This window comes from Aliterella sp. E5.1 (assembly GCF_057473825.1).
Genome location: NZ_JBYCCV010000007.1, coordinates 24,973 through 51,336 on the forward strand (window position 1 = coordinate 24,973; position 26,364 = coordinate 51,336).

Below are 26,364 nucleotides of genomic sequence, written 5' to 3' on the forward strand. Positions count from 1 at the left end.
CTCTTAATGAAGCGCAAACTTACACATTATTCAATACCGCGTAACAGTATTACTTTCCTGTTGTCTTTGGGCGTACTTTCTATGGGGGTTTCCCCAGTTTTGGCGCAACAAAACCCGCCTCAAGCGGAAAACTCGCTAGTGCAAGCCCAAGATAGTAGAGAATTTAATCGCACCGTTACTCTCTTTAATATTTTGCTGGGCGTTTTAGTATTGCTATTGGTAATTGCGATCGCTACTTTATTTGTAATCCGGCGCAAGGTAGTCAGACAATTAGCTGAAGTTGTTAAAACTAATCTGTACGAACTTAAAGAATTAGAAAAAAAACTTGCTGAAGCTAGTATCGCGGTTGAAAATACAATAGTTTCTGCCCAAGATACCGCCGACGAGCTAAATAGTGATGCTGACGACTTATATCAAGAAATAGCTGCCCAAAAAGAGCAGCTATCTAAGCATCAAGTAGAGTTTTCACGCTCTAAACAGCAACTATTAGCAAACTTAGAAACTCAAATTAATAGAGCAAAATATACTTTAGAGCAATCAGAATCAGGCTTTGTAGAACGCTTGCAAGAATTGCAGAATGAAGCGCAAAAGCAACACTTTTTAATCCTCAAAGATTTAACTCAGTTAAAAGCAGAACTTCCCCAAGAATTGACTAAGCTTCAGCAGCAAAAAGATGAAGTAGTAGCAAGTCTTCAACAATCAGAATCAAAATTCATTAAAGCTTTGAATCAATTGCAAGTTAAAACCGAGGAAAGGCAACAATCAATAATTCAAAACTTAGAAAAACTAGGGGAAGATTTCCCCAATCGCCTGCAAGCAGATTTGCAATGGCAAAAAGAGCAAATTAGTCAAAATCTCCAACAATTAGAAGCAGAATTTGCAGATAAGCTCAAGAAGTTGCAAATAGAAATAGATACTAGACATAATTTGTTAACGCAAAACCTCAGACAGTTAAATACAGAGTTTGCTCCGCAAATTAGAACGGCTTTGCAAGAGCAAAAAGATCTAGCCGTGCACAATATAGAACAGTCGGAAGCAGACTTTATTGAGCAATTAAGTAATCTCCAAATAGAAGCAGAAACTAGACAAAAGTTGCTAATTCAAAACTTAGAACAGTCAAGAGCCAAGCTTGCTCCTCAGCTACAGACAGAGTTGCAAAAACAAAAAGATATTGTTCTGCAAAGTTTTCAACGCGCAGAATCAGAGTTTACAGAGCGTCTTAGCCAATTGCAAATAGCAACTGCAAGTAGTCAAAGTTCTTTAGTCCAAAATATAGAGAATTTAGGACGAGAGCTTGCTCCACAATTTAAATCAGAATTAGAGCAAGAAAAAAATAAAATATTACAAAGCTTTCAACAAACTCAAACAGATTTAAACAAGCAGTTAGCTAATATTCAAGGAGAAACCCAAGAACGAAAAAATGTAGCTTTAGCCAACCTAAAAAAAATCGAAAACGAAGTTGCTCAAGAAATATCGCAGCTAAAACTAGAAGCGCAAAAGCAGCAGGATGTAATTAAGCAAAATTTAAGCAATCTAGATTCAGAACTAGCACCACAGTTAGCAGAAATTCAAGCTCAAGCAAAGCAGCAAGTTCAAAACCAACAAGACGTAAGCTTAAAACAGTTAGAGCAATTGCACTTTGACATTATTGCTCAAGTTGCTCAGTACCAAATAAAAATGCAAGCGCAGTTGGAAGCAGACTTGCAAAACTTAAAAGCTCTAGAAACCAATTTTGCAAGTCAAGTAGAAAAGTCGCAAACAACAATCCACTTGCAGGAAAATCAAGCAGCAGAAAGTGTAAAAAAATTAGAAACAGATCTTGCTACCCAACTTACGGCTTTACAGATAGAAATTCAAAACCGCAAGGATATAACTGTAAATAAATTAAATACCCTAGAAGATAAACTAGCAGCAGAATTAGAGCAGGTCCAGCTAGATGCTCAAGCTCAAAAAGAGCAGATATTGCAGCAATTAGCAAGTAATATTCCTGAATCGATGGTAGAAGTAGCCTTTGAGAAAGTAACTCAAACAATTCAACCGCTAACAGAGCAAATAGAAAAGCTTAAATCTAATCATCCGCAATTATTTCTCGATCCAGAAGACTATATAAATGAAGGGAAGGCGCAGCTACAAGCAGAAAATTACTCAGACGCGATCGCATTATTCGATCTGGCTTTAGCAATCAACCGCGATCGCCCAGAAGTATGGCATGATCGCAGTATGGCATTTTGGCACCTAAAACAGTACGAAGATGCGATCGCATCCTTTGACAATGAACTCGAACTTGACCCTATTAATCCTGATAGCTGGTACTATCGGGGGCTAAGTTGCAAAGAATTAAAAAGGTACGAGGATGCGGTTTCTTCTTTTGACAATGTAGTAAAAACTCAAACTGATAATCATTTGGCTTGGTTTCATCGCGGAATCGTGTTAGCAAGAATGAAAAAGTACGATCAGGCGATCGCATCTTACGACAACGCCATCAAATACTTGCCTAATTATCATCAAGCTTGGGTAGATAAAGGCGTAGCTTTGGGCAAACTCCAACGCCACCAAGAAGCTTATGAAGCTTTCGATCGCGCCGTCCAAATTCAGCCAAAGGATGCGGTAGCTTGGTTAAATCGGGGTATGGCTTTAGAAGTGCTAGAAAGATACGAAGATGCGATCGCATCCTTTGATAAAACTATCGAACTCAACCCCAATTCCTACAAAGCTTGGAACTCTAAGGGTTATTTACTCGTGCAATTAGAGCGTGATGAAGAAGCCTTAACAAGCTTTGACAAAGCTTTGGCGATTAACGCCACCTACGCCCCTGCCTACTACAACAAGGCGCTCTCTTACGCTCTCCAAGGACAATTGAAGTTAACTGTTGAGAATTTGCAAAAGGCAATTGAACTAAATCCTCAATACAAAGAAGACGCAAAAACCGAACCAGACTTTGCAGAAATTGCCAATTCTCCCCGCTTTCAAAAATTGGTTGCTTAGCGGTGTTCGCGGTAAAGACGCAGTGCATACTTCCCGGCTTTTGTTTGACGCAATTCTAAAACTACTTCTGCCATTTGCGGATCTATTTCCTTCCGTAGAAATTGTGTAGTGTAATGATTTTTTGGTCGTAAAATCGGAGCCGCCAAAGCTGCAAAAGTCAAGTCAGCCGCACTAAAACTATTGCCAACTAAGTACCCGCGCTTATCATCGGCTAAACGCTCCCCCACTAGCGCAAAAATTTGCTTAATTTCTTGCAAAGAACTAGCAGCATTAGCGGCGGAAACATCATAAACACGGCGAACTACACGACTCATTAGCGGAAAAGCAATCTCAAATCCAATTTGTTCGAGCTTAGGCGTACCTCCAAACCACATTTCCCGCATGGCTTCGCGGCTATCTACTCCTCGATAATGATATCCCCAACGACGAATATGTACGCCTAACTTATTGTCAAATAATTCCTCAAGTTGTTCTACTTCTTGACGTAGCTGGGGATCGGTAGGATATAAATGCTGCGGCGGTTGAGAAGTCGCATCAAGATGATGCAAAATATCCGTTGAGTCTTTAAAAACACCTGTTGGGGTGATTAAAACCGGAACGCTTTTACCCCCATACCTCCGGGTAGTCAAACGATGAAAAATTGGTACGTGGCTTTCTTCTACATAAGGAATCTTCAACCAATCCAGCGCCCATCGTGCTTTTTCACAATAATGGCTAACAGCAATAGTTATTAGGCGATTGGTTGCTAACTGATTCATTATTTAAAACTTCCTTGCTTACTGATTGCGGATTTTTTTGTCTCAGCCTTTCTCCGCTTGATTCCTAGCGCATATATAGCCAAAGATGCGATCGCGCCTACCACTAAAAATACTATCCCATCGTTGGGTTTAGTAAAGGTTTCCTTGGCAAGGAGAAAACCAATTGCAGCCATTCCCGCTAAAATCACAAGTCTTAGGAAGTCTGAAAACAAGAGATGATTATTAGTTTTACCTATTAATCTGGCAAAAGAAGTCGCATCTACAATCAAAAACGAACCAATACTTGAAAATATTACCAATCCTACAAAATATTTGATCGCGTCCATAAATACACTGCTTCTATTTCGTGGCAACAATGCGCCATATTATAAAAACTGTAAACCCCACATAACCAAATACGGTTAACCAATCAAGCCAACGATCAAAGGTATTTTCCATAAAAATTAAAATCTAATCCTTCCTTGAGTTATCAACTGAAACCCGCTAGCTAAAGCAGAAAAGGCAATAACAAAGTTCCACAAGCTAGTTGGTTTTAAAATTACCCCTCCACTCAAAAATACCAAAATCGCCCCCGATCCTAATAAAATCCAGCCTAAGTTCCCCGTTTGTCTAGGAAAAAATAGCAAGCTGATAATTCCGCTCATAATTGCTAAAACTGAAGCATCCGCCGGAATATCTCGCCAAAAATAAGGAGAATACTGATACTAAGTTGCGCTCCGACATAGCAGCAGGGTTCCTGGGGTATAGCCACTTTTCCTGAATTAAGGATGATTTTTTAGAACGCAACTTGGTATGAGTAGCAAAGATGATATTCTGTCCTAGAAAGTAGAGTCCTAATAGAAGTAAGGCTATGCCTAGAGGTCTGCTCATGATTTTTTAGCTATAAAGTGTTCTCAATAGCTATCATTCCCAAATACTTCCTTGCTATATCGCCACCGCAAATTTTTCTAGAGCTAACACTACAACTTATTTTCCCTTGAATAACTCTATTTTTTCTCATATTTCTTTAACAGCTACAAAATCTCACTATGGTTTCGCTGCAAAGATTTTAACTGATGTTACCTCTAGTAGCTTTCTGAGAAGCTTGTATCTAAGCGTTACAATTTACAATTTTCGTTAATAAATATTGCGGTTGCTTGCTTTTATTGTTAGCTTATGCGTAGTAAGACAACTTACTGCACATCTTTACAAACAGGAGGCTTTATGCTTCTATCTTTCATAGCCTTTGCTACCATGATGTTGTTTGGTAGTTGGATGCTTGGGGCGATCGCACCCAAAGTCAGGGATAGAAAAACTTTATCCCCCCATCCCACCTTATCAAACAAAAAGATTTCTCTCTACTCGCTGATCTTCTTACTATTTTTCTACCAACTACCATCAACAGAACCATCGTCAGAGTCCTTCATTAAGTTCTAGTTGCTAGATATTGTTATTTTTTGACACTCTCATCCTTATGCAAATCTTCAAGGAGTGGGGGTGTCAATGGTAATATATATTTTAATTTTGGTAAATTAGTTCAGATGCAATAGCCTTACTATTGCGCGCAGCATAGATAGACACAATGACGTTAACAACTCCGCCGCTAGTTTCTGTAATTATTCCAGCTTTTAATAGTGAAAAAACTATTCAAGAAACCATTGAATCAGTTTTAAATCAAACTTGGAAAAACTTAGAAATAATTGTAGTTAATGATGGTTCCCAAGACTCAACTTTGGATATTGTTACCAGTATCAAAGATCCGCGTTTAGAAGTATTTTCTTATCCCAATGCTGGGGTAGCAGATAGTCGCAATCGCGGAATTTCTCAAGCTAGGGGCGAGTTTATCAGCTTTTTAGATGCAGACGATCTTTGGACTACTGACAAGTTAGAAACTCAATTAAAAGCCTTGCAAGAGAATCCTCAAGCAGGAGTGGCGTATAGTTGGACTGACCATATTGATGAAAATAGTCAATTTTTAAGAGGAGGATTTCATAGCACTGCAAACGGAGATGTGTATGCAGAACTATTGAAAAGTAATTTTTTAGCTAATGGTTCTAGTGTATTGATTCGCGCCCAAGCTTTAAGCGAAGTAGGTGGCTTCGATAAGTCATTTACCCCTGCGGAGGATTGGGATATGTACTTAAGGTTAGCAGCCCTTTATCATTTCGTCGTTGTCCCATCTCCTCAAATTTTATACCGCATAACTTCTACTTCCGCATCAAGCAACGTTTTTAAGATGGAAGCTGTAAGTCTGCGAATTATCAACCAATATTACAGCCAAGCCCCTCAAGACATACAGTATCAAAAAAAGGAAAGCTTAGCTTCTCTTTACCAGTATCTAATCAATAAAGTATTTGAAGAACCTGCTAGACGACAAAAAGGTATAAAAGCGGGCAAGTTACTTTGGAGATACATCAAAAATGACACTTCTAAGCACCGACGAGTTCGTCTCAAGTTTTCTTTGTTGTCTAAAGTTATAGCCGTGATTGTAACACCGACCTATCAGCCAGAACTAAATTAACAAAATATTCCGATATTTGCGATCGCATACGCTACAAATAAATTGCAAAAATCCCAGTCAATTATTAAATATCGCACCGCAACTTAATAATTCTTGGCGCTGGTTATTTGTAATACCAATACCTGTCCCAAAGTTGCAGTTTTTTACTAATGCGTTATGCCACATAGTTTCATTTAGAGTTGCGCCTTGCAAATTAGCATTACTCAAATTTGCTTTAGTAAAATTGGCAAATATTAAATCTGCATCAACTAAGCTACTACCACTCAAGTTTGCGCCAGATAAATCACCGCGAATAAAGTTCGCGCCATCCAAAACCAAACCAGATAAATCCGCACCTTGCAAATTGGGAAACTTAGCTTTACTAGGATTGCTAAAAAGCGCAATATACAGACTATATTAGCTTCTGTAAGCGGCATGATAGTTAAAAAATCTGCATAACGAGCTAATCCAATTTCCTTGAGAATTAGCAGGCGTTTTTGTGGCGGTTGTTCTAAAAAATCTCTACTTATTTGAGCGAGATTTTGAGTTAGGATTTATCTAATATTCAACTGGCTGCTAATAAACTAAATTCCGCTTCTGCCGTTGCTAGATGCTCGATTAGCTTAGATTTTGGTAGAGCTATTTGCAAGTGTTCCCAAGGTAATATTTGCTCTTTCGACCAAGTTTTGTAAACATAAAACTCCATGTCTGGAATTTGCCCCCGCAACTGCTTAAAAGCACGGCGATAACTACCCAAAGAATCGCCATAATGCCGCGTTAATTCTAGCAAATAAGACAAACGGCGATCGCCTCTAGATAATAGTGCCTGAATAACCGACCAATTGTAGCTTTCTGGGCGAAAATCTATACCTTGGGGTTTCAACTGTTTTTGTAATAACTGCAAGCGTTTCTCAGCTTGAGGATTGACACCAAACCACTGAAAAGGCGTATGGGCTTTCGGTACAAATGTGCTGCATCCTAGCGTTAAGCGCAAACCGGGAGCAGCCTTTTTAATCGACCTCATCATCGCTACAGTTTGCTCGACATCTGCTAATTCTTCCCCAGGTACGCCTACCATTCCGTATAGCTTCAAAGCCTTTAATCCGCCTGCTTTAGCATTGATTGCAGCAGTGATAATTTCATCGTTATTTAGTTTTTTATTGATAATTTGGCGAATACGAGGAGATCCACTTTCTACGGCAATTGTAAGCGATCGCGTATCTCGTTTTGCTAGAGTTTCTGCTAGTTTTTGGGTAACTGTATTTGTACGCACCGAGGCAATGCTTAAACGCACATGATCGTACTGAGGTTTACTTAAATAATCAAGCAAAGTTGCAAATTCTGGATGCTGAGTAACCGACGCACCAAGCAACCCTAATCGATTAGTTACAGCCAATCCGCGTTCAATTGCCGGAATTAAAGAAGACTCCAAACTTGCGGTGCGAAACGGTAATGTTAAATAACTTGCCAGACAAAAACGGCACATTTCAGGACAACTACGCACCACTTCCACCATGTAGATATTTTCCCAGGCGGCTTTTTCGGTGACTACAGTTGAAGCTGATAAAACATTACCTCGATAAGTTTGCTTATCTACATAGTTAGGGATTTTATTTGTCACAGGTTGAATTGACTCTATAGCGCCTGTTCCATCTTGATAACTTACTTCATACAAGCTCGGAATATACACTCCTGGTATTTGTGCGAGATGAATTAATTGCGTCTTTTTATCGGCATTTCTAACTTGCTTGTATGCGTCTAAAAAGTTATCTAACAAATTTTCGCCATCACCTAACAAAATAATGTCAAAAAAATCGGCAAAAGGTTCGGGATTAGCACTAAATACCGTACCCCCACCAAAAACTAAAGGATGATTTTCGTCTCGATGGGCGGCTCGAATCGGGATTTGGAGAGATTCAAGCAAATTGAGAATATTAACGTAATCTAGCTCCCAAGAACAAGAAAACCCAACTAATTCAGGCGAACGAGGTAACTGTTCGTGGATATCAGTAAATAAGCGACTAACAGCTACATCCGAGCGCATTGCCAAAGTAGCCCACACTACTTGATAGCCTAAGCTAGTAATGCCTACCGTGTATTCGTTGGGGAAGGCAAAAATAGTATCGATAGCGTCGGTGTCGGGAGTAGCTGGAGTAAATAGCAGTCTTTCAGCAGCAAAGGCAGTCACAATATTTTTAAAACTAGATATCACTTATATTTAATTTTAAGCCATACAATTATCATGTTGAAAATCAAAGTAAATAAATTAGCTAGAATAATTGGCAAAGCATTGAGATAAATCCCATAAATCAGCCAGAGGAAAATACCTAAATTAAAAATAATTAGGGTATTAAAAGATATATCTTTAGCAGATTTAGTTTGCCATATTTTAATTAATTGAGGTAAGAAAGCGAAAGTTGTGAGCGTACCTGCAACTAATCCTAAAATTGTAATCAAATCCATTTAAACAGTTGCAACTAAGCTTTAATAATAAGATGTAAAAACTAGGCACAATACCTGTCTTATAATTAATTTTAGGGTAATATTTTACACTGCCCTTGATGCCTCAACAGATGATCGCACAATACCAAAGCTACCATCGCTTCTACCATCGGAACGGCTCTAGGAAGCACGCAAGGATCGTGTCTACCTTTACCTTTTAACAGCATTTCTTCGCCTTCTTTATTGACAGTGCGTTGCTCTTTACGAATTGTCGCTGTCGGCTTAAAAGCTACCCGCAAAATAATATTTTCACCGTTAGAAATACCACCTTGAACGCCACCAGAACGATTAGTTACTGTGCGAATTTCTCCATTTTCATCAGTATAAAATTCATCATTGTGTTCGCTGCCATTTAGCAAAGTTCCCACAAACCCCGAACCAATTTCAAACCCTTTAGTTGCAGGCAAAGACATTACACCTTTGGCAATATCCGCCTCTATTCTGTCGAATACTGGCGAACCCAAACCCTTTGGTACATGACGAGCGACACATTCAACCACACCGCCAATCGAATCGCCTTGTCGTCCCACTTGTTCGATAAGTTCGATCATCCGCTCGGCAGATTCCGCATCAGGACAGCGTACAATGTTACTTTCAACTTGCTCAAAAGTAACCGTTTTTGGATCGATTACCGCCTCTAAATCTCTAATGCGCTTGACGTAGGCAACAATTTCTACATTAGCAACTGTCGCCAGAATTTTTTTAGCAATCGCACCTGCTGCTACTCGTCCAATAGTTTCCCGTGCTGACGAACGTCCGCCACCTTGCCAATTGCGAATTCCATACTTAGCATCGTAAGTAGCATCGGCGTGAGAAGGGCGATAGCTTTGCGCCATCTCATCATAATCTTGCGGGCGAGTGTCCTTGTTTCGCACTAAAATAGCGATCGGCGTACCTAAAGTTTTGCCCTCAAATATCCCCGAAAGAATCTCACAAGTATCAGCTTCTTTGCGCGGTGTAGTAATTTTACTTTGCCCCGGTCGCCTGCGGTCTAATTCCTTTTGAATTTCCTCGGCGGTAATCTCCAAGCGTGGCGGACAACCATCAATTGTTACCCCAACGCCACCGCCATGAGACTCACCAAAAGTAGTGACTCGAAACAAATGCCCAAAAGTATTACCCATGATGCGTCTTTATAAGATAGCCTGATGTTTTCTAGCATAAACAAGTTGCCAGCCAAAAGTTAAAAGTCAGAAATTTTGGTCTAAAAATCCACCTTTAATTGCGTAATCTTTAGGTTTCTTAGCTAAAAATTAAGGAACAGTAATCGCTTAAACTATGCAAGTCACCCAGTGTTTCCATACCGCCTTACTCGTAACTGACTTACAAACAGCCGAGGATTTTTATAGCAATGTCCTCGGATTAACCAAAATTGACCGCACTCTCAATTATCCCGGTATATGGTATCAAATCGGCAACTTTCAACTCCACCTCATAGTTGATTTATCGATCTCCACCGACTTACACAACAAACAAAAATGGGGACGCAACCCACACCTCGCCTTTACCGTTGCCGATTTAGAAGCCGCTAAAACTCAACTAATTGCCAATAATTGCCCTATCCAACTCAGCGCTTCCGGTAGAGCCGCCTTATTTACCAAAGATCCAGACAACAATATTGTAGAACTCACCCAAATTTGAAAAATTTTTTCTAGTGCGGTTCGTCAATGAAAATTATCGCCTACACTTACACAAACCCGTTGCTCGAAGCCCCACCAGAACCGGATCTATGGGGATGGGAACTAGATAAACTATATCAAGACTTAGGAGCGCGATCGCAATTGCAACGATTACTGCGTGACGCAAAAACCGAACCCGCCGACTACCTCCTAATTCGCCGCATCGAAGAACTCGGCGACTCTATCTTAGAAATCAATAACCGCATCGAAGAACTTGTCGCGCTCAATATCAAGCTAATTACTACCGAACAAGCTACTGGTAACCTGCAAGCTGACTTGCTGCAACTGCAACAAATTCAGTACGAACAGCGCAGCCGCAGTATCCGCCAAGGACACGCCCGCAACCGCCTCAACGCCCTCACCCCACCCGGTAAAGTTCCCTACGGCTACCGAAGAATCAAAGATCGTTATGCCATAGATCGTACTACATCCCCCGTAGTCAAAGACTTTTTTGATCGCTTTCTTCTCTACGGCTCTTTGCGTGGTGCGGTGCGTTACCTAGCCCAAAAATACGGTAAAAAAATCTCTGTCACTACTGGAAAGCGTTGGCTAACTAATCCCGTTTATCGAGGCGATACTGCTTATCAAAACGGACAAATTTTGTCCGATACTCATACATCAATTATTTCTAGAGAAGAAGCCGCCCAAATCGATCGCTTATTGCGTCGCAACCGTCGCCTACCATCGCGTACAGCCAGCGCCAACCGTTCTTTAGCAGGATTGGTTACTTGCGCCCTATGCTCGTCTCCCATGACTGTTGTTAGCGTCACTAAGCCCCGCAAAACCAACGAATATCTTTACTTGCGCCCTACTGCTTGCCCCCATCGCCCCAAGTGTCGCTCCTTAGCTTATGAGGAAGTATTGCAGCAGACAATTCAAACTATTTGCCGCGATTTGCCTCTAGCTGTAACTGGAATCAATTTTTCTCAATTAAATGGAGTAAAAAATTCTTGGTTAGCAGACATTGCAACTAAGCAAGAAATCCTCACCCAACTACCAGTTTTGCTTGATAATGGCATTCTAGATGTAGAAACAGCAACTTTACGCACTTACAACCTCCGCACCGAAATTTCAGCCCTACAGGGTAAACTAGCAACTTTGCCCCCAGTAAATTTGCGATCGGTGGCTCAATTGGTTTCTATTCCTCAGTTTTGGCTCGATTTATCAGAATCAGAGCGGCGATTTTATTTTAGAGAGTTTATTCAGCAAATTGAAATAATACGCCAAGATAAAACTTGGGAACTACAAATTATCTTTATTTTTTAGAAGTTGCTTCAAAACTTGCATGGCTCGTTTGCATTATAAAAATTTTACCCATAGGCTCATCCTGCAAGATTGGTTGTGGCTTTTTGGGTTATTAGTCGCCGCACTAATCTTATTTACGCTCAATTTGGGCGGGTTGCCCTTGCGTGATTGGGATGAGGGTACAGTAGCTCAAGTTGCCCGCGAAATTTCCCTTCAGCCCATTGGTTCCTCCGCTTGGCTTTATCCTACTTTGGGGGGGGAACCTTATCTAAATAAACCACCCCTTATCCATTGGCTGATTGCGTTGGCTTATCGCAGTGGTGGCGTAAATGAATGGACTTCGCGGCTACCTGGGGCAATTTTAACGGCGTTGTCTGTACCGCTACTTTACAGTATTGGTCGAGAAATATTCCCGCAACGAATAACTGCTATTTTTGCAAGCTTAGTCTACTTGACAATGCTGCCCATGGTACGTCATGGACGACTAGCAATGTTGGATGGCGCAGTCGTAAGTTTTTTTGTATTTACAGTTTGGTGCGTGTTGCGGAGTCGGCGTAATTTGCGCTACTGCTTGGGTGTAGGTATTGGTTTAGGATTAATTTGCTTTACCAAGGGGTTTTTAGGATTATTGCTAGGTGCGATCGCTTTATTATTTCTGTGTTGGGATACACCTCGCCTACTGACAAGTTGGTATTTGTGGTTTGGAATTGCGATTGGCACGACTCCGGTAGTTAGTTGGTATATTGCCCAATGGTTGCATTACGGTAACTCTTTTACCCAGACTGCCATAGTCAATCAGTCTTTTCGTCGGATTTGGCAAGAAGTCGAAAATCACGCCCAGCCACCCTGGTATTACCTGTTAGAAATTGTTAAATATTCCTTTCCCTGGCTGCTATTTTTACCCCAAGGATTTCGTTTTACTTGGATTAATAGCAATATTAGCTACTCCAAGCTAATTGTTGTTTGGCTGGGGGTTTACTTACTAGCAATTTCGGCCATGACAACCAAATTGCCTTGGTACGTTTTACCAATTTACCCAGCTTTTGCAATGGCTGTGGGAGTTCAAATTACCCAAATTTGGCATAAATCGCGCTCAAGTTACTCTCGCAGTGCGATCGCTCTATTAGCTTTGGTAGCTTTATTAACCTGGGGTGGTAGCTTGTATTTTAGCCCCCTAAGTCCCGCTCAAGACTCGCAGTTACAGTTGATCTCAACTTGCGTAGCGCTAACAATGACCATTGCAGCAATTTTAGCCTCCGATCGCGATCGCCAATTTATCGTAATTTTGTTTTGGGGTTGTTATTTTTCCCTGGCTTTATTTGTGACTTCTCGTCATTGGGTTTGGGAATTAGCCGAAGCGTACCCAGTAAAACCTGTGGCAGCTATGATTCAAAGCAATACGCCTATAAAGCAAAAAATTTATACTTCTTTCCCCTATCATCGTCCTTCATTGGACTTTTATAGCGATCGCCAAGTCGTCCCTGCTAGTAATAACGAGCTAAAACTATATTGGCAACAGCAAGCACAACCCTACTTGCTCGTCAATACAGCTACACTCAAAAGTCTTAGCTTAAAGTCAGTTCAACAACTGGGGACAAGAGAAGGCTGGACGTTAATTAAGCGAGAAAATAGCAGCCCGTAGTTACAAATTTCTGTGTTGCCTACATTTTTATAACTTTGGTGGGTTATTAATCTTGTTAATTTCTTCTACTACTTGATTTGAGGAATTCTGCTGGCGGTTGACATTTTCTACCGTAAAAACACTAGCACCCACAATTAACGCCCCGATAGCCACATACATAAAAGGACGCTTGATTGCAGCTAAGTCACGAATAATTCTTGCCCAAGGAGTGCTTTGACGGCGTAGCAGTTGAGCCACTAATACTTGTTTGCCACTAAAGGGATCGCGGACATAATGACCGCTCCAAGTAACTACTAATTTTTCTTGGCATGAATTACAAGTAAATAATCCATTGCACATTTTGACCAGCTTGAGGTTACTGCTTCTTTGACAAATTGGGCAAGTAGTATAATGATTACCGAATGTGTGAGTGTTCATACGTCAGCCTAGTTTACGTGAGTCCCGTTACTCCAAAGGAATTTATTGAGCGTCCTAACTTAAAGTATTGCCCGTTTTTTTGTAATAGATCGCTATTTGAATTAAATTTCAAAACAATTGCGCTTCAACCGCTATAGTAGATTTTAGCTTCCTTTACATAGTAAAATCCTATTTACTAAGACCAGCAGTACGCCAGTTTTTTATTTATAGCTACTATTTGGATGAGTTGCTGCGCCAAAACAAACCCTCATTCCCAGTTTAATCACTCCGGGTCGGCAATATCGAGGAGTTTTTAACTTTCTTCACCAGCAGTCCCACGTTAAAGCTGTGCTTCAATTGTTTTGGGGGGTTTGCGTTGTCACGCCTTGCCTCCCAAGCCCCCTAAAAGCATACTCTTTATACACATAAGAAGGCTTGTCGCTGCTAGCAATCGGCAACAAAAATTAAAAATTCTGGCAGTTTGAGGAATATATAAAGCTTAGATAAAGTAGCCTTGTTGCAGTAAAATTACTATCGACGAGGAATCTTAATAACCTCGTCGCGGACAATCTTTTGAGAAGACGAGATAAAAGTCTTGCGTCAGTAGCTAATGATTTAGAATCGTTATTCCCCTCATAATAAGGGTATTTTTAAGGAGATTAGGGGATATTCGAGTATTACAAGCACCAAATGCGTTTTAAAAATTATAAAAACACGCCTCAGCAGTTTGAGACATACCTGCAATTATTTGCTCTAGTTATGTGTAAATTGCACTAATTCTATACGATGACTGCATATTTTTAATCACAATTAGTTAAAAATATCAATTTGTAGTTTTTTATTAGTAAAAGTAGTTTGATTTACCCCGATAGATAGATGAGAGATTGCTAAATTCGCCTATGAGCCTGAAATAGGAAAGATGTTTTTGAGCAAGATAAAATTTTTTATTACATAGATAGTTTTGCAGCAACAAATAATGTTTTCCGTCATTACCTATTGCTACTTTACCAGTGAGATTTTTCCCTTTAGGGCTTGATGCCAGCAGATTTTTGATTGTACTGAGGAGTTGAGATTAAGTTTGTTAAACTCCTTGCTCCTCTTTTTTATTCCATTAGGCTGTAGCTTCGGTATCGTCCTCTCTATCTACCTGCTGAAGACGAATATGCTTGCGCCCTAGAGTTATTTTGAACTCATCTCCCGGCTCCAAGCCCATTTGTTTTGTGTACGCTGATCCTATTAACAAATTTTGATTTCTCTGGACGCTAATTTTATAGCTGGCACTACGTCCTCCCCGCCCATCGGAATTGCTATGACTATCTAATTCAATACCTTCCGCATCAATCAGAGCATTGAGAAACTTCATCATGTTGACCCGCTCAACACCATTTTTGGTAACTGTGTAGTATCCACACTCTTTGGCTTTTTCTTCTTTGCTAATACTCTCTAACTCTTTAACTTTATCAAGAAGTTCTTGCCCAGTTAATGGCTCTACTTTTTTCTTTTTATTCATCGACTTAAGTAAGTAAACTAATGGGGTTTAATTGTTCGGCTAAGTTCTATTTTAGCTAACAATAGCTTTAAAGCAACAGATTTTGCGGCTTAAGTCAGTAAAAACAAGCAAAATACGGGGATCAAATAGAGCAAACTTTGAATTTTATTTCTACTTTGACTTTTGCCTAGACCTTGACGAAAGTTAGTTCTGCCAAGGGTGTGATATTACTTAGCTGTGGGTTAGCTTAGCAAATCATAGTACACCAATTTTGATTGCAAAATGATAACTTTACTAAGACTTTAAAAAGACAAATTAACTCTAAATAGTGAAATTAATTGCCAGCCCTATCAATAACTTAATCATATTAGATATATCTTCTGAAAGCTGGCGATCGCCCAATATTAATATATTGGGTTGTCTAGGCAAAGCGAATAAAAACATAGCCTAAAAAAATAAAGTTGCCTGGTGGCACTAGGAAAAACAGCAAAAATTCCGAGATATACACAAAAAAGCGCAGAATAAAGCAGAAAAACAAAAATAAGCTGAAAATTATGAACGGATAAAAATATTTTAAGTAGCAGGCACAAACCTACAATTTATTAAGTAGACGCGAAGCAAGCCATAATACGATTAGCTACGTCTATCTACTGGCTAAAATTTTAGTTTGATCTCAAGAGCAAATGCGATAAATTCATTCGTATTAGATAGCGATCGCATATTTAATAATTAGCTATTAGATGAAATTAACAACTCGCGGACACTATAGCGTTAAAGCATTGCTCGATTTGAGCTTACAGCCACGCGCGGAGCCAATCGCCGTGAAAATAATCGCCCAGCGTCAAAATATTCCCGCACCTTATTTAGAAAAATTACTAATAGAGATGCGCCGTGCGGGATTAGTAGAGTCAGTTCGTGGTGCTGCTGGGGGTTACAAATTAACCAAATCGCCAGAAAAAATTTCGTTGGGGCAAATTCTCGCGGCGGTGGGAGAAACAATTGAACCTTTACCCCATCACAAGCCTACCGCAGCCCAAGCGGAGGATTGGGTGACATTTACTTTATGGCAAAGATTGCACCAAAAACTCTCCGAAGCATTGTATGCTATAACTCTTGCCGATCTGTATTACGATGCCCGGAGTTGGCAAGCATCTCAAGGAGAAGCAATCAGTTTTGTCGTTTAGACCGGGAAAAACAAGAAGAAGATTTTTCCTAGTCATCAATGATTATTTTGCTTGTTGCGGCGGTTTTAGACTATTTAATTGGCGACCCTTGGAAGTGGCTGCATCCAGTGCAGGTGATGGGTTGGGCAATAAATCGATTTATTCAACTATTTGGATTCAAGCCAGAACTTCGCCCTTTACGGCAACGCTGCCAAGGGATATTTTTGGGACTGACGTTAATAGTTGGCAGTGGTGTATTTGGTTGGGCAATTTCTTATGGCTCATCCTTGATTCACCCCTGGTTTGGCATTGCCACCCAAAGCATTATCTTAGCTAGTTGTTTTGCCCTAAAGAGTTTAAGACAGGCAGCAGATAGGGTTTTACAAGTAATTGCCCTAGGTAACTTAGAGCAAGCTCGAAAGAGCTTAAGCCAATACGTTGGTAGAGATACCGAAAACCTGACAGAACCAGAAATTTTACGCGCGGTAATGGAAACCGTAACAGAAAATGCCACCGATGGGGTAATGGCTCCCTTATTTTATGCAATTTTTGGAGCATTTACACCCCTTGGCAGCGTGCCTTTAGCCCTAGCCTACAAAGCTGCTAGTACGCTAGATTCAACCATTGGCTACCGGGAAGCACCCTATACTTATTTAGGCTGGTTTAGCGCTAGGTTGGAAGACTATCTAACTTGGATTCCTTGTCGCTTAACAGTGTTAACTTTGGCATTATTGTCTGGTAAGCCTAGGCAAGTTTGGCAAATTTGTTTTCGAGATGCTGTTAAAGACGCAAGTCCCAATTCTGGCTGGAGCGAGTGCGCCTATGCGGCGATATTAGGCGTACAAGTAGGGGGGATAAATTGGTATCGTGGAGTAGCTAAACCCAAACCGCTCCTTGGAAACTTGATTTATCCAATTACCGCAGAAAGGATTTACCAAGCTTTGCAACTAACTCGCTATTGTTTTTTGACTTGGCTATCAATTGCGATCGCGATGCTATTGATAAATACTTAAATTATTCTACTTACCAAGCAAATAGGGATTGATAACTATGGCGGCAAAAGTCGTTGAAATTTTATCCTCTGAAGAAATCCGGCGGACGATGACGCGCCTTGCTTCCCAAGTTATTGAAAGATCCCGCGATTTGTCCAACTTAGCAATCTTAGGTATCTATACAAAAGGAGTAGTTTTAGCGGAAAATTTGGCTAGACAAATTGAGGTATTAGAAGGTATAGCGGTTCCAGTTGGGGCGCTAGATATTACATTTTACCGGGATGATTTAGATCAAATGGGGGTGAGGACTCCAGCTAAAACGGATATTCCCTTTGACTTGACTGGGAAAACAGTTTTGCTAGTAGATGACGTTATTTATAAAGGTCGGACAATTCGCGCAGCTTTAAACGCTGTAAATGAATATGGTAGACCAACGACTATTTGGTTAGCGGTACTTGTAGATAGAGGTCATAGGGAGCTACCAATTCACCCAGATTTTACAGGCAAAAAGCTGCCCACTTCTAAAGATGAAAAAGTTAAAGTTTACTTGCAAGGCTGTGACGAACGAGACGGGGTGGAATTGATTAGCAGTTAGGTTTAATCTAATTAAACCCAAAGTGTGGCAGTAGTTTCATTTCTCGCGTCAAACTAGATAAAACCAGTATCAATATTTTAGGTATGCAAACTCTCGAAAAGACTCATCCCAAACTGCAAGCATTAAAAACTCGCTTGGCGGAAGTGAACGACATTGAATCTGCCGCTTCCTTGCTTTACTGGGATCAGGCTACTTATATGCCTCCAGGTGGTGCGGCGGCGCGGGGGCGACAAATAGCGACCTTGAGACACATCGCCCATACCAAATTTACCAACCCAGAAATCGGACAACTACTAGAAGACTTACGCGACTATGAAACCGATTGCGACTATAACTCTGATGAAGCGAGTTTAATTCGGATTGCCCGCCACGACTACAATCGCTCTGTAAAAATTCCTCCAGATTTTACAGCTAAATTTTCTCAACATAGCGCCGAATGTTATGAAGCTTGGGCAAAAGCCCGACCAGAAAATAACTTCAATGCGATCGCACCTTTTTTAGAAAAAACTTTGGAATTTAGCCGGGAAATGGCGAACTATTTTCCTGGCTACCAGCATATTGCCGATCCTTTAATTGGTGAGTCCGATTATGGGATGAATGCTCAATCGGTGCGCGCCCTGTTTGCTCAACTTCGAGTGCAATTAGTACCCATTGTTGCTGCTATTTCTTCCCAACCTCTCGCCGATGCGTCTTGTTTGCATCAATATTTCCCCGAATCCGAGCAATTAGCTTTTAGCCTCAAAGCTATTCAACAACTAGGCTATGACTTTCATAGAGGCAGGCAAGATAAGACTTTGCACCCCTTTATGACTAAGTTTTCGACTGGGGATGTACGAATTACAACGCGCATTAGAGAAAATGACTTAAACGAAGGATTATTTAGCACTATTCACGAAACGGGTCATGCTTTATACGAACAAGGTATTGCCCGGAGATTTGAAGCAACTCCTCTTGCTTCTGGTACATCTTCAGGCGTTCACGAAAGTCAATCTCGCCTGTGGGAGAATTTAGTCGGACGCAGCCGTAATTTCTGGCAGTTTTTCTATCCTCAACTACAAGCTGCTTTTCCTAGTCAGTTTCAGCAAATCTCTTTAGACACTTTCTACCGCGCCATCAATAAAGTCGAGCGCAGTTTGATTCGTACTGACGCGGATGAAGTAACCTACAATTTGCACGTTATGATTCGCTTTGACTTGGAGTTAGATTTGCTCGAAGACAAGTTAGCTATCAAAGATCTACCCGCCGCTTGGAACGAGCGCTATCGTTCGGACTTAGGAATTGTACCCCCAAGCGATACGGACGGCGTATTGCAAGATGTGCATTGGTACGGTGGAATGGTAGGTGGAATGTTTCAAGGCTATACCCTAGGCAACTTGATGAGCGCTCAGTTTTTTGAGGCGGCGCTTGACGCTAACGTGGAAATTCCTAGCCAAATTAAGCAAGGAAATTTTGATTCCCTCCACAACTGGCTCAAACAAAATATCTACCAGCATGGGCGGAAGTACACGGCGGCGGAACTAATTGAGCAAGCCACAGGTAGACCTTTGAGTATTGACCCTTTTATTGGTTACATTAAGCAAAAATTTGGTGAATTATACGACCTTTAATTAAGTTGGGAGTTAGAGAGATTTCTCGAACTCCCAACTATTAACTTGCCCCCCCTAGAGGGAAGCACAAGTAATTAAAATTTTGCAAATTAATCATTTGATAGTCATTAATTTATTATAGGAGATGTTATGTCAGCAGAATTGATCCAAACTATAATCGCTAGTGAAGAAAAAAATGACTTACGCTCTTTTATTAGCGAATTGCGCCATCAAGAAAAACTCTATTTGTTACGCAATGAAATTTTAAACGCCTATAAAGATTATTGTACCAAATACCAAAAGCCTGAAGAATTTCATAATTCTTCTAATTTAGGCAAGCTTATTTACTATACTCAAGAGATCATCCGCGAAAATGGCAGTATTTGCCTAATTTTACGCTCAAAAATTGCTAGTCAAGAAGTATACAGACTAACAGAAGAATTAAATATTGAGCGATTAAATGTCCAAGAGTTGCTAGATGTACGCGATCGCTTTGTCGATCGCTACCATCCCAACGAAGGCGATATGTTGGAACTAGATTTCCAACCTTTTTACGACTATACCCCCACAATCCGCGACCCTAAAAATATTGGCAAAGGCGTACAATTTCTTAATCGCTATTTATCTAGCAAACTTTTTCAAGATCCCAAGCAATGGCTAGAAAGCCTATTTGATTTCTTGCGCTTGCACAAATACGATAGCACTCCATTATTGATTAATGGCAGAATTCAATCTCAACAGCAACTATCAGAAAAAATCAAAAAAGCTTTAACCTTTGTAGCCGATTTAGATATTGATGAACCTTACGAAAAGTTCCGCTTTGTTCTGCAATTGATGGGCTTAGAAGCTGGCTGGGGTAATACAGCAGGGCGCGTTAGAGAAACTTTAGAAATTTTGGATGAATTAATTGATTCTCCCGATCACCAAACCCTAGAAGCCTTTATTTCCCGCATTCCAATGGTGTTTAGAATCGTGCTTGTGTCTCCTCACGGCTGGTTTGGTCAAGAGGGAGTTTTGGGACGACCAGATACGGGCGGTCAGGTGGTTTACGTTCTCGACCAAGCAAAAAGTCTAGAAAAACAACTGCAAGAAGATGTAACTTTGGCGGGCTTGGATGTACTTGGAGTTCAACCCAAAGTAATTATTTTAACGCGGCTAATTCCTAATAGTGATGGTACGCTTTGCAATCAACGTTTAGAAAAAGTCCACGATACAGATAATGCTTGGATTTTGCGTGTACCGTTGCGGGACTTCAACCCTAACATGACGCAAAACTGGATTTCTCGCTTTGAGTTTTGGCCGTACTTAGAAACTTATGCAATAGACGCTGAAAGAGAATTATTAGCAGAATTTAAAGGTGCGCCAGACTTAATTGTTGGTAACTATTCGGATGGAAACTTAGTAGCGTTTCTCTTGTCTCGCCGTTTGAAAGTAACTCAGTGTAATATTGCTCATGCTTTAGAGAAATCTAAATACTTGTTTAGCAATCTTTACTGGCAAGAACTCGATGATAAGTATCATTTTTCTTTGCAGTTTACTGCCGATTTAATTGCTATGAATGCTGCTAATTTTATTATTAGTAGCACCTACCAAGAAATTGTTGGTACGCCCGATAGTATAGGACAATACGAATCGTACCAGTGTTTTACAATGCCAGAGTTGTATCACGTAGTTAGTGGCGTTGAACTATTTAGTCCTAAGTTTAATGTCGTACCGCCAGGCGTAAATGAAAAAGCTTATTTTCCTTACTCGCGGACAGAAGATCGAGTAATTAGCGATCGCAATCAGTTGGAGGATTTACTATTTACCCTTGAAGACTCCGCGCGAATTTTTGGCAAGCTTGACGATCCAAATAAACGCCCAATCTTTTCTATGGCGAGGCTTGACCGAATTAAAAACATGACGGGATTAGCTGAATGTTTTGGAAAAAGCCCACAATTGCAAGAACATTGCAATTTAATCTTAGTTGCGGGTAAGTTGCGCTTAGAAGAATCTGGGGATAATGAAGAACGAGACGAAATAGAAAAGCTATACCAGATTATTGAACAATATAATTTGTATGGCAAAATTCGCTGGTTGGGGGTGCGCCTTTCAAAGTCTGAGTCGGGAGAAATTTATCGGGTAATTGCCGATCGTCAGGGTGTATTTGTTCAACCAGCGTTATTTGAAGCCTTTGGATTGACAGTTTTGGAAGCAATGATTTCAGGATTGCCAACTTTTGCTACTCAATTTGGCGGACCCCTGGAGATTATTCAAAATAAAGTTAATGGCTTTTACATTAACCCCACAAATTTAGAAGAAACCGCCGAAAAAATTATTGATTTTGTTACTAAATGCGAACAAAATCCCAATTACTGGTATGAAATTTCGACAAGGGGTATTGACCGAGTTTGTAGTACCTATACTTGGAAAATTCATACTACAAAGCTGCTAACGCTGGCGCGAATTTATGGCTTTTGGAACTTTACTTCTAAAGAAAACCGCGAAGACTTATTGCGTTACATTGAGGCATTGTTTTACTTAATCTATAAGCCAAGAGCGCAGGCACTTTTAGCTCAACATAGTCATCGTTGAGGCTTTGGATGGGGGACGCAGATAACTATTTTTTTGAGTTGTTCCCCTCTGGTCCTCTGCTTTCCGGTACAACCTCTCTTAGACTTAGAATTAGCAGCTATTCTACTAACTGGAGTTGGTAAAATAGCTGTTTTGAGCGCACAAAAGCTAATCGCCTTTATGGACTAAATAATTTTTGTATGACTTCTGAAGACCAAAAATCAATAGAAGCGCCTGTATGGTTGCGGGTTTGGCGCTCCCAGCAAGAGAATTTTCAGCTAATTTTTATTGCTTTATGTTTAGCGCTGCTCATCCGCGCCTTTGTTGCAGAACCGCGCTATATTCCCTCAGATTCTATGTTACCGACTTTGCATACAGGCGATCGCTTAGTAGTCGAAAAACTCTCCTATCGTTTTCACCCGCCAGCTACGGGAGATATTGTTGTTTTCCATACTCCCCAGCAGTTACAAACTGCCTACGATAAAGAGCAAGCCTTCATCAAGCGCGTGATTGCGACTCCCCAAGAAACGGTAGGCGTTAGCAATGGCAAAGTATATCTAAACAATCATCCCCTCCAAGAAAACTATATTGCTGAGCCTCCGGCTTATCGCTTGTTACCTCAGCAAGTACCCGAACATAGTTTGTTTGTTATGGGTGACAACCGCAATGACAGTAACGACTCTCACGTTTGGGGGTTTTTACCTGAAGAAAATATTATTGGTCGGGCGAGGTTTCGTTTTTGGCCCCTTAGTCGCATTGGTTTTGTCTAAAACTGTAAGTAATACATCAATTGGCTAATTAAAGCCCCTGGTAGCGATAGCCGTTGTTGAAAATCTACTAAGTTGCGATACGCACCTTGCAATTCGCGATTTTGGACTATAACTTGAGCTAACGCTAAATCTATAGCGGGAAGTTCTGTTAGTTGCTCTATCGTGGCAGTATTTGGACTAAAAAGCGCAACGGTTACAACTTCATCGTAGTAATAAAACTTAAGTACAGGTACTAATGGTTGCAAGTGCTGGACAGAAATACCCAAAGCTGTGGCAATGTCTTCTATACAGCAAAATTGCACCCCAGCTTGGCATAGTTGCACTAAGCTCCGCGCTTGATGAATAGACAATCCAGGTAGCCGCAACCAATCGTCTACCTTGGCTTTATTGACATCAATTGCGATGCCCAAATCTGCCGCAATGGCAATTTCTGCCGTCGATTGCAGTCGATAATAAGGATCGTTTAGTAGCTTAGTGCGGATTGATTGAATTGAATTGAGCCATTGCATGAGTAGGTGAATTATAGATAATGCTCAAGCAATTTTATCTAACATTTGGCGGCGTTTCTGCTCAAACTCGTACTCAGAAATTAGCCCATCGGCGCGCAAACCGTCTAGCTGACGCAAGGCTTCAGAAATTGCCATAACATTATTTGGCGCTGTTAGTGCTTTAGACGGGTAATTTTGCCAGTCGCCATTTTGGTTGAAGTTTTCGTCAAATTCTGCTTCATTTTGTAACAAGTACCATAGGCTCTCAATGGCACTAGCCGCGCGTGGAATAGGTGTCCAAGATAACAGCAAGTATACTAACCCCCATACAGGCTGACCTAAATAAAACTTATGCCAGCCAGCGATGGGGCTGAAAGTTCCTGCTAAAGCTAAAACTGCGGCAACTTTTCGACTTTTTGACTGATCGCTCATTTTCCGGCAACTCTAAACTGTATATAGCAAGATAACTTATATACACAAAGTTACCAATTAGTCAAGGGCAGAAATCTCACCGATTTAGGTATTTAAGCTAAACCTTTAGTCTAGACTAGAATGATATTAAACGCCAAAGTATCTTTACTTTGGGCGATCGCAACTTTGTTATCCAAAAGAGCTATGGGATTTTTTGACTCTGAGATAGTTCAACAAGAAGCCAAACAACTATTTGAAGAATACCAAGCTTTGGTAAAGCTGGGTAATAGTTACGGCAAATTTGACCGCGACGGCAAAAAGTTATTTATTGAGCAAATGGAATCAATGATGGAGCGCTATCGAATTTTTATGAAGCGCTTTGAACTATCAGAAGATTTTATGGCTCAGATGACTGTAGAACAGCTTAAAACTCAGCTAAATCAATTTGGTGTTACCCCGCAGCAAATGTTCGACCAGATGAACTTTACTTTAGAGCGGATGAAAGCTGAGTTAGAAAAGCAGCCTTGAGTTTTAAGCTAATTTAAAACTCAAAAACTTTGCTATTTAGGGCGATCGAAGTCTGACGGCGGACGAAAGTTTTGCACTGGCGAATCTTTCAAAGCTTTGGTCATAAAGTCGCGCCAAATAGGTGCTACAAAAGTACCACCTGTAGAACCCTTCCCTAGCGGGCGATAGTTGTCATTTCCAACCCACACAGCCGTTGCTAATTGTGGCACATAGCCCACAAACCAAATATCCCGCTCGGAAGATGTTGTTCCTGTCTTTCCGGCGGCGGGGCGACCGATTTGGGCAGCTTTTCCCGTGCCGTTATTAATTACCCCTTGCATGACACTTGTTAGCGAAGCTGCTGCCCAAGGTTCCAATACTAATTGCGGCTTGGGAGTATTGTCTAACAACACATTTCCACTGCTATCAGTAACGCGGACAATTACCGTAGGCTCTGATTGCCAACCATAATTAGCAAACGTGGCATAAGCATTAGCCATTTCTAGCGGCGTTACGCCAATTGCGCCTAGGGGTAAAGAGGTTACAGGTTCCATCGGGCTATTGATACCCAAAGTGCGGACAGTTTCGATCACTTTATTCATTCCTACCGCCCGCCCAATTTTGATTGCCGGAATATTGCGCGATACTTCTAAAGCTTTACGAATGGACATCGATCCGCCAAAAGAGCCATCATAATTTTTGGGATAGTAATAACCACTAGCCTCTCGATACCTAACGGGAGTATCGGAGACGACTGAATTGGGAGTATACTTGCCTGTTGCAAAAGCTGTGTAGTAAACAAACGGTTTAAAAGCAGAACCGGGTTGACGTATAGCTTGAGTTGCACGGTTAAATTCACTCTTTTTGGGATTTACACCACCTACAACCGCCTTAATAAAATGAGTGCGCGGATCGATCGCCACTAGCGCCATTTGATCGCCACGGACACCTTGATTGCGTATTTGCCGATGCCATTTGACTACCGTTTCTTCTGCCATGGCTTGCGTTTTGGCATCAACGGTGGTTTGTACCCGCATTCCACCTTTTAATACTGCATCACGTCCAAAGCGTTGGATTAACTCGCGGGAAGCAGCATTAGTTACATAGGGGCTTGCACTACCTTGAAACGACCTAATCGTGCCTAGCTTGATTTTTTGGGCGCGGGCGTTGATTTCCTCTTGGGGTGTAATCCATCCTAAGTCGCGCATCCGCCTCAATACAATATGCTGTTGCTCGGTTGCCTTTTGCATATTTACAAACGGACTGTATTCTTGGGGTGCTTTGATTAAACCCGCCATCATCGCGGATTCAGCCAAGGTTAAAGTTCCTACCGATTTGTTGAAATAGCTGCGGGCAGCAGTTTGAGCGCCATAGTTATTGTGACCCCAATAAATTTGATTGAGGTACATTTCCAAAATTTGGTCTTTGGTCAAAATTTGTTCGATGCGGATTGCCAGCACTCCCTCAGCTAGTTTGCGGCTAAAGGTACGCTGGCGCGAGAGAAAGACATTTTTCATCAACTGCATCGTCAATGTAGAACTACCTTCTCTAACCGCACCCTTTTGATAGTTGACTATTAGCGCCCGTCCCACACTAATCGGGTTGATACCTTTGTGGTAGTAAAAATTGCTATCTTCAATCGCAATTACGGCTCTTTTCAATTCGGGAGAAATTTTATCAAGGGGTGTCACTTCGCGGTTGGCTTCACCGTGCAGGCTAGAGAAAAGCTTGCCTTTGATGTCGTAAATGTAGCTAGTTTCCGCCGGAATGTAGGTGCGTAGCACTCTGACATCGGGCAAGTTACGGAAACTAATTGCTAGACCTACTAATCCCCCCGCCGCGATCGCACTCCCCAACATCGTAATCGCGAGGAGTGTTCCCCCCGTTACTTTGGTAATATCTTTAACAAATGTAAAACTAGGATTAGAGCTTTTATCTTTTTTGTGAACAATACTAGATGACACAGTTATTTAACTTCCTCACTTAAATAATATTAATTTCAGGGGTTTTAATGGTAGTAACAGAAAATTTTGAATACTTGGGGAAAGAAATTCTCTCCAGATTTCCACAGACAAGAGAGTTAATTTTTGCAATTATAGTAGTTTGACGAGCCAAAAAATAAAA

General features: G+C 40.9%; 23 protein-coding genes and 2 pseudogenes. 13 read left to right on the top strand and 12 right to left on the bottom strand.

The window, feature by feature from the left end; genetic code table 11:
- The first annotated feature begins 6 nt into the window (after nucleotides 1–6).
- Nucleotides 7–2,985, top strand: coding sequence for a tetratricopeptide repeat protein (locus AC2VE5_RS04440; protein ID WP_486886572.1), 2,979 nt, complete (start codon nucleotides 7–9; stop codon nucleotides 2,983–2,985).
- On the opposite strand, the gene AC2VE5_RS04445 is transcribed toward AC2VE5_RS04440, so the two are convergent.
- The 3 genes and pseudogenes from AC2VE5_RS04445 to AC2VE5_RS04455 all read right to left on the bottom strand — a co-directional run bounded on the left by AC2VE5_RS04445 (nucleotide 2,982) and on the right by AC2VE5_RS04455 (nucleotide 4,613).
- Entirely contained in the window at nucleotides 2,982–3,743 is a 762-nt protein-coding gene (locus AC2VE5_RS04445) for a glutathione S-transferase family protein (RefSeq protein ID WP_486886573.1), read from the bottom strand. The genes AC2VE5_RS04440 and AC2VE5_RS04445 overlap by 4 nt on opposite strands.
- Complete coding sequence (locus AC2VE5_RS04450; RefSeq protein ID WP_486886574.1) at nucleotides 3,743–4,069, bottom strand: hypothetical protein; 327 nt, start codon at nucleotides 4,067–4,069, stop codon at nucleotides 3,743–3,745. Before AC2VE5_RS04450 ends, AC2VE5_RS04445 begins: the two co-directional genes overlap by 1 nt.
- Before the next feature lie 117 nt (nucleotides 4,070–4,186).
- Nucleotides 4,187–4,613 (bottom strand): annotated as a pseudogene (locus AC2VE5_RS04455) (hypothetical protein).
- Between the two features lie 333 nt (nucleotides 4,614–4,946).
- On the opposite strand from AC2VE5_RS04455, the gene AC2VE5_RS04460 reads away from it, so the two are divergent.
- Nucleotides 4,947–5,159, top strand: a complete 213-nt coding sequence (locus tag AC2VE5_RS04460) for a hypothetical protein (protein WP_486886575.1) — start codon at nucleotides 4,947–4,949, stop codon at nucleotides 5,157–5,159.
- A gap of 145 nt (nucleotides 5,160–5,304) precedes the next feature.
- Entirely contained in the window at nucleotides 5,305–6,243 is a 939-nt protein-coding gene (locus AC2VE5_RS04465; protein WP_486886576.1) for a glycosyltransferase, read from the top strand.
- Nucleotides 6,244–6,300: 57 nt separating this feature from the next.
- On the opposite strand, the pseudogene AC2VE5_RS04470 reads toward AC2VE5_RS04465, so the two are convergent.
- From AC2VE5_RS04470 to aroC, 4 genes and pseudogenes are all read right to left on the bottom strand, one after another.
- A pseudogene (locus AC2VE5_RS04470) lies at nucleotides 6,301–6,776 on the bottom strand (pentapeptide repeat-containing protein).
- Nucleotides 6,777–6,787: 11 nt separating this feature from the next.
- Nucleotides 6,788–8,434, bottom strand: a complete 1,647-nt coding sequence (locus tag AC2VE5_RS04475) for a B12-binding domain-containing radical SAM protein (RefSeq protein WP_486886577.1) — start codon at nucleotides 8,432–8,434, stop codon at nucleotides 6,788–6,790.
- Complete coding sequence (locus AC2VE5_RS04480) at nucleotides 8,431–8,685, bottom strand: SemiSWEET transporter (protein WP_486886578.1); 255 nt, start codon at nucleotides 8,683–8,685, stop codon at nucleotides 8,431–8,433. The genes AC2VE5_RS04475 and AC2VE5_RS04480 overlap by 4 nt, the downstream gene beginning before the upstream one ends.
- Nucleotides 8,686–8,756: 71 nt before the next feature.
- The gene (gene aroC, locus AC2VE5_RS04485) at nucleotides 8,757–9,848 is read right to left on the bottom strand and encodes a chorismate synthase (RefSeq protein WP_486886579.1); all 1,092 of its coding nucleotides are present in this window, start codon (nucleotides 9,846–9,848) and stop codon (nucleotides 8,757–8,759) included.
- Between the two features lie 154 nt (nucleotides 9,849–10,002).
- On the opposite strand from aroC, the gene AC2VE5_RS04490 reads away from it, so the two are divergent.
- Genes AC2VE5_RS04490 through AC2VE5_RS04500 form a run of 3 tightly spaced genes read left to right on the top strand, consistent with a single transcriptional unit; the run spans nucleotide 10,003 to nucleotide 13,290 of the window.
- Nucleotides 10,003–10,365, top strand: coding sequence for a VOC family protein (locus AC2VE5_RS04490; protein WP_486886580.1), 363 nt, complete (start codon nucleotides 10,003–10,005; stop codon nucleotides 10,363–10,365).
- Between the two features lie 26 nt (nucleotides 10,366–10,391).
- The gene (locus tag AC2VE5_RS04495; protein WP_486886581.1) at nucleotides 10,392–11,669 is read left to right on the top strand and encodes a recombinase family protein; all 1,278 of its coding nucleotides are present in this window, start codon (nucleotides 10,392–10,394) and stop codon (nucleotides 11,667–11,669) included.
- Nucleotides 11,670–11,688: 19 nt separating this feature from the next.
- Nucleotides 11,689–13,290: an ArnT family glycosyltransferase gene (locus AC2VE5_RS04500; protein ID WP_486886582.1), complete on the top strand. Its 1,602-nt coding sequence runs from the start codon at nucleotides 11,689–11,691 to the stop codon at nucleotides 13,288–13,290.
- Nucleotides 13,291–13,317: 27 nt separating this feature from the next.
- Here the strand turns inward: AC2VE5_RS04500 and AC2VE5_RS04505 are convergent, their stop codons facing one another.
- Together AC2VE5_RS04505 and AC2VE5_RS04510 are read right to left on the bottom strand one after the other, a co-directional pair.
- Nucleotides 13,318–13,707 carry a hypothetical protein gene (locus AC2VE5_RS04505; protein WP_486886583.1) on the bottom strand — a complete coding sequence of 130 codons (390 nt, stop codon included), beginning with the start codon at nucleotides 13,705–13,707 and terminating at the stop codon, nucleotides 13,318–13,320.
- Nucleotides 13,708–14,797: 1,090 nt separating this feature from the next.
- The gene (locus AC2VE5_RS04510; RefSeq protein WP_486886584.1) at nucleotides 14,798–15,196 is read right to left on the bottom strand and encodes an AbrB family transcriptional regulator; all 399 of its coding nucleotides are present in this window, start codon (nucleotides 15,194–15,196) and stop codon (nucleotides 14,798–14,800) included.
- Between the two features lie 719 nt (nucleotides 15,197–15,915).
- Here AC2VE5_RS04510 and AC2VE5_RS04515 point away from each other — a divergent pair.
- From AC2VE5_RS04515 to lepB, 6 genes are all read left to right on the top strand, one after another.
- Nucleotides 15,916–16,359 (top strand): Rrf2 family transcriptional regulator, encoded by a 444-nt coding sequence (locus tag AC2VE5_RS04515; protein WP_486886585.1) that lies wholly within the window; start codon nucleotides 15,916–15,918, stop codon nucleotides 16,357–16,359.
- Between the two features lie 38 nt (nucleotides 16,360–16,397).
- Nucleotides 16,398–17,351 (top strand): adenosylcobinamide-phosphate synthase CbiB, encoded by a 954-nt coding sequence (gene cbiB / locus AC2VE5_RS04520; RefSeq protein ID WP_486886586.1) that lies wholly within the window; start codon nucleotides 16,398–16,400, stop codon nucleotides 17,349–17,351.
- A 37-nt stretch (nucleotides 17,352–17,388) separates the two neighbouring features.
- Nucleotides 17,389–17,925 carry a bifunctional pyr operon transcriptional regulator/uracil phosphoribosyltransferase PyrR gene (gene pyrR, locus AC2VE5_RS04525; protein WP_486886587.1) on the top strand — a complete coding sequence of 179 codons (537 nt, stop codon included), beginning with the start codon at nucleotides 17,389–17,391 and terminating at the stop codon, nucleotides 17,923–17,925.
- Nucleotides 17,926–18,008: 83 nt separating this feature from the next.
- Nucleotides 18,009–19,532: a carboxypeptidase M32 gene (locus tag AC2VE5_RS04530; protein ID WP_486886588.1), complete on the top strand. Its 1,524-nt coding sequence runs from the start codon at nucleotides 18,009–18,011 to the stop codon at nucleotides 19,530–19,532.
- A 129-nt stretch (nucleotides 19,533–19,661) separates the two neighbouring features.
- Nucleotides 19,662–22,085, top strand: coding sequence for a sucrose synthase (locus AC2VE5_RS04535; protein WP_486886589.1), 2,424 nt, complete (start codon nucleotides 19,662–19,664; stop codon nucleotides 22,083–22,085).
- Between the two features lie 179 nt (nucleotides 22,086–22,264).
- Nucleotides 22,265–22,834, top strand: a complete 570-nt coding sequence (lepB, locus tag AC2VE5_RS04540) for a signal peptidase I (protein ID WP_486886590.1) — start codon at nucleotides 22,265–22,267, stop codon at nucleotides 22,832–22,834.
- Here the strand turns inward: lepB and AC2VE5_RS04545 are convergent.
- Nucleotides 22,831–23,343, bottom strand: a complete 513-nt coding sequence (locus AC2VE5_RS04545) for a ComEA family DNA-binding protein (RefSeq protein ID WP_486886591.1) — start codon at nucleotides 23,341–23,343, stop codon at nucleotides 22,831–22,833. The genes lepB and AC2VE5_RS04545 overlap by 4 nt on opposite strands.
- A gap of 24 nt (nucleotides 23,344–23,367) precedes the next feature.
- The gene (locus tag AC2VE5_RS04550; protein ID WP_486886592.1) at nucleotides 23,368–23,754 is read right to left on the bottom strand and encodes an NINE protein; all 387 of its coding nucleotides are present in this window, start codon (nucleotides 23,752–23,754) and stop codon (nucleotides 23,368–23,370) included.
- A 183-nt stretch (nucleotides 23,755–23,937) separates the two neighbouring features.
- On the opposite strand from AC2VE5_RS04550, the gene AC2VE5_RS04555 reads away from it, so the two are divergent.
- Entirely contained in the window at nucleotides 23,938–24,261 is a 324-nt protein-coding gene (locus AC2VE5_RS04555) for a DUF1825 family protein (RefSeq protein WP_486886648.1), read from the top strand.
- 32 nt (nucleotides 24,262–24,293) lie between these two features.
- On the opposite strand, the gene AC2VE5_RS04560 is transcribed toward AC2VE5_RS04555, so the two are convergent.
- A complete protein-coding gene (locus AC2VE5_RS04560; RefSeq protein WP_486886593.1) occupies nucleotides 24,294–26,204 on the bottom strand; it encodes a transglycosylase domain-containing protein in 1,911 nt (636 codons plus the stop codon).
- Nucleotides 26,205–26,364: the final 160 nt, after the last annotated feature.

Coding starts and splice junctions, on each gene's coding strand:
- AC2VE5_RS04440 (WP_486886572.1), top strand. CDS start 7: ATGAAGCGCAAACTTACACATTATTCAATACCGCGTAACAGTATTACT.
- AC2VE5_RS04445 (WP_486886573.1), bottom strand. CDS start 3,743: ATGAATCAGTTAGCAACCAATCGCCTAATAACTATTGCTGTTAGCCAT.
- AC2VE5_RS04450 (WP_486886574.1), bottom strand. CDS start 4,069: ATGGACGCGATCAAATATTTTGTAGGATTGGTAATATTTTCAAGTATT.
- AC2VE5_RS04460 (WP_486886575.1), top strand. CDS start 4,947: ATGCTTCTATCTTTCATAGCCTTTGCTACCATGATGTTGTTTGGTAGT.
- AC2VE5_RS04465 (WP_486886576.1), top strand. CDS start 5,305: ATGACGTTAACAACTCCGCCGCTAGTTTCTGTAATTATTCCAGCTTTT.
- AC2VE5_RS04480 (WP_486886578.1), bottom strand. CDS start 8,685: ATGGATTTGATTACAATTTTAGGATTAGTTGCAGGTACGCTCACAACT.
- aroC (WP_486886579.1), bottom strand. CDS start 9,848: ATGGGTAATACTTTTGGGCATTTGTTTCGAGTCACTACTTTTGGTGAG.
- AC2VE5_RS04490 (WP_486886580.1), top strand. CDS start 10,003: ATGCAAGTCACCCAGTGTTTCCATACCGCCTTACTCGTAACTGACTTA.
- AC2VE5_RS04495 (WP_486886581.1), top strand. CDS start 10,392: ATGAAAATTATCGCCTACACTTACACAAACCCGTTGCTCGAAGCCCCA.
- AC2VE5_RS04500 (WP_486886582.1), top strand. CDS start 11,689: ATGGCTCGTTTGCATTATAAAAATTTTACCCATAGGCTCATCCTGCAA.
- AC2VE5_RS04505 (WP_486886583.1), bottom strand. CDS start 13,707: ATGAACACTCACACATTCGGTAATCATTATACTACTTGCCCAATTTGT.
- AC2VE5_RS04510 (WP_486886584.1), bottom strand. CDS start 15,196: ATGAATAAAAAGAAAAAAGTAGAGCCATTAACTGGGCAAGAACTTCTT.
- AC2VE5_RS04515 (WP_486886585.1), top strand. CDS start 15,916: ATGAAATTAACAACTCGCGGACACTATAGCGTTAAAGCATTGCTCGAT.
- cbiB (WP_486886586.1), top strand. CDS start 16,398: ATGATTATTTTGCTTGTTGCGGCGGTTTTAGACTATTTAATTGGCGAC.
- pyrR (WP_486886587.1), top strand. CDS start 17,389: ATGGCGGCAAAAGTCGTTGAAATTTTATCCTCTGAAGAAATCCGGCGG.
- AC2VE5_RS04530 (WP_486886588.1), top strand. CDS start 18,009: ATGCAAACTCTCGAAAAGACTCATCCCAAACTGCAAGCATTAAAAACT.
- AC2VE5_RS04535 (WP_486886589.1), top strand. CDS start 19,662: ATGTCAGCAGAATTGATCCAAACTATAATCGCTAGTGAAGAAAAAAAT.
- lepB (WP_486886590.1), top strand. CDS start 22,265: ATGACTTCTGAAGACCAAAAATCAATAGAAGCGCCTGTATGGTTGCGG.
- AC2VE5_RS04545 (WP_486886591.1), bottom strand. CDS start 23,343: ATGCAATGGCTCAATTCAATTCAATCAATCCGCACTAAGCTACTAAAC.
- AC2VE5_RS04550 (WP_486886592.1), bottom strand. CDS start 23,754: ATGAGCGATCAGTCAAAAAGTCGAAAAGTTGCCGCAGTTTTAGCTTTA.
- AC2VE5_RS04555 (WP_486886648.1), top strand. CDS start 23,938: ATGGGATTTTTTGACTCTGAGATAGTTCAACAAGAAGCCAAACAACTA.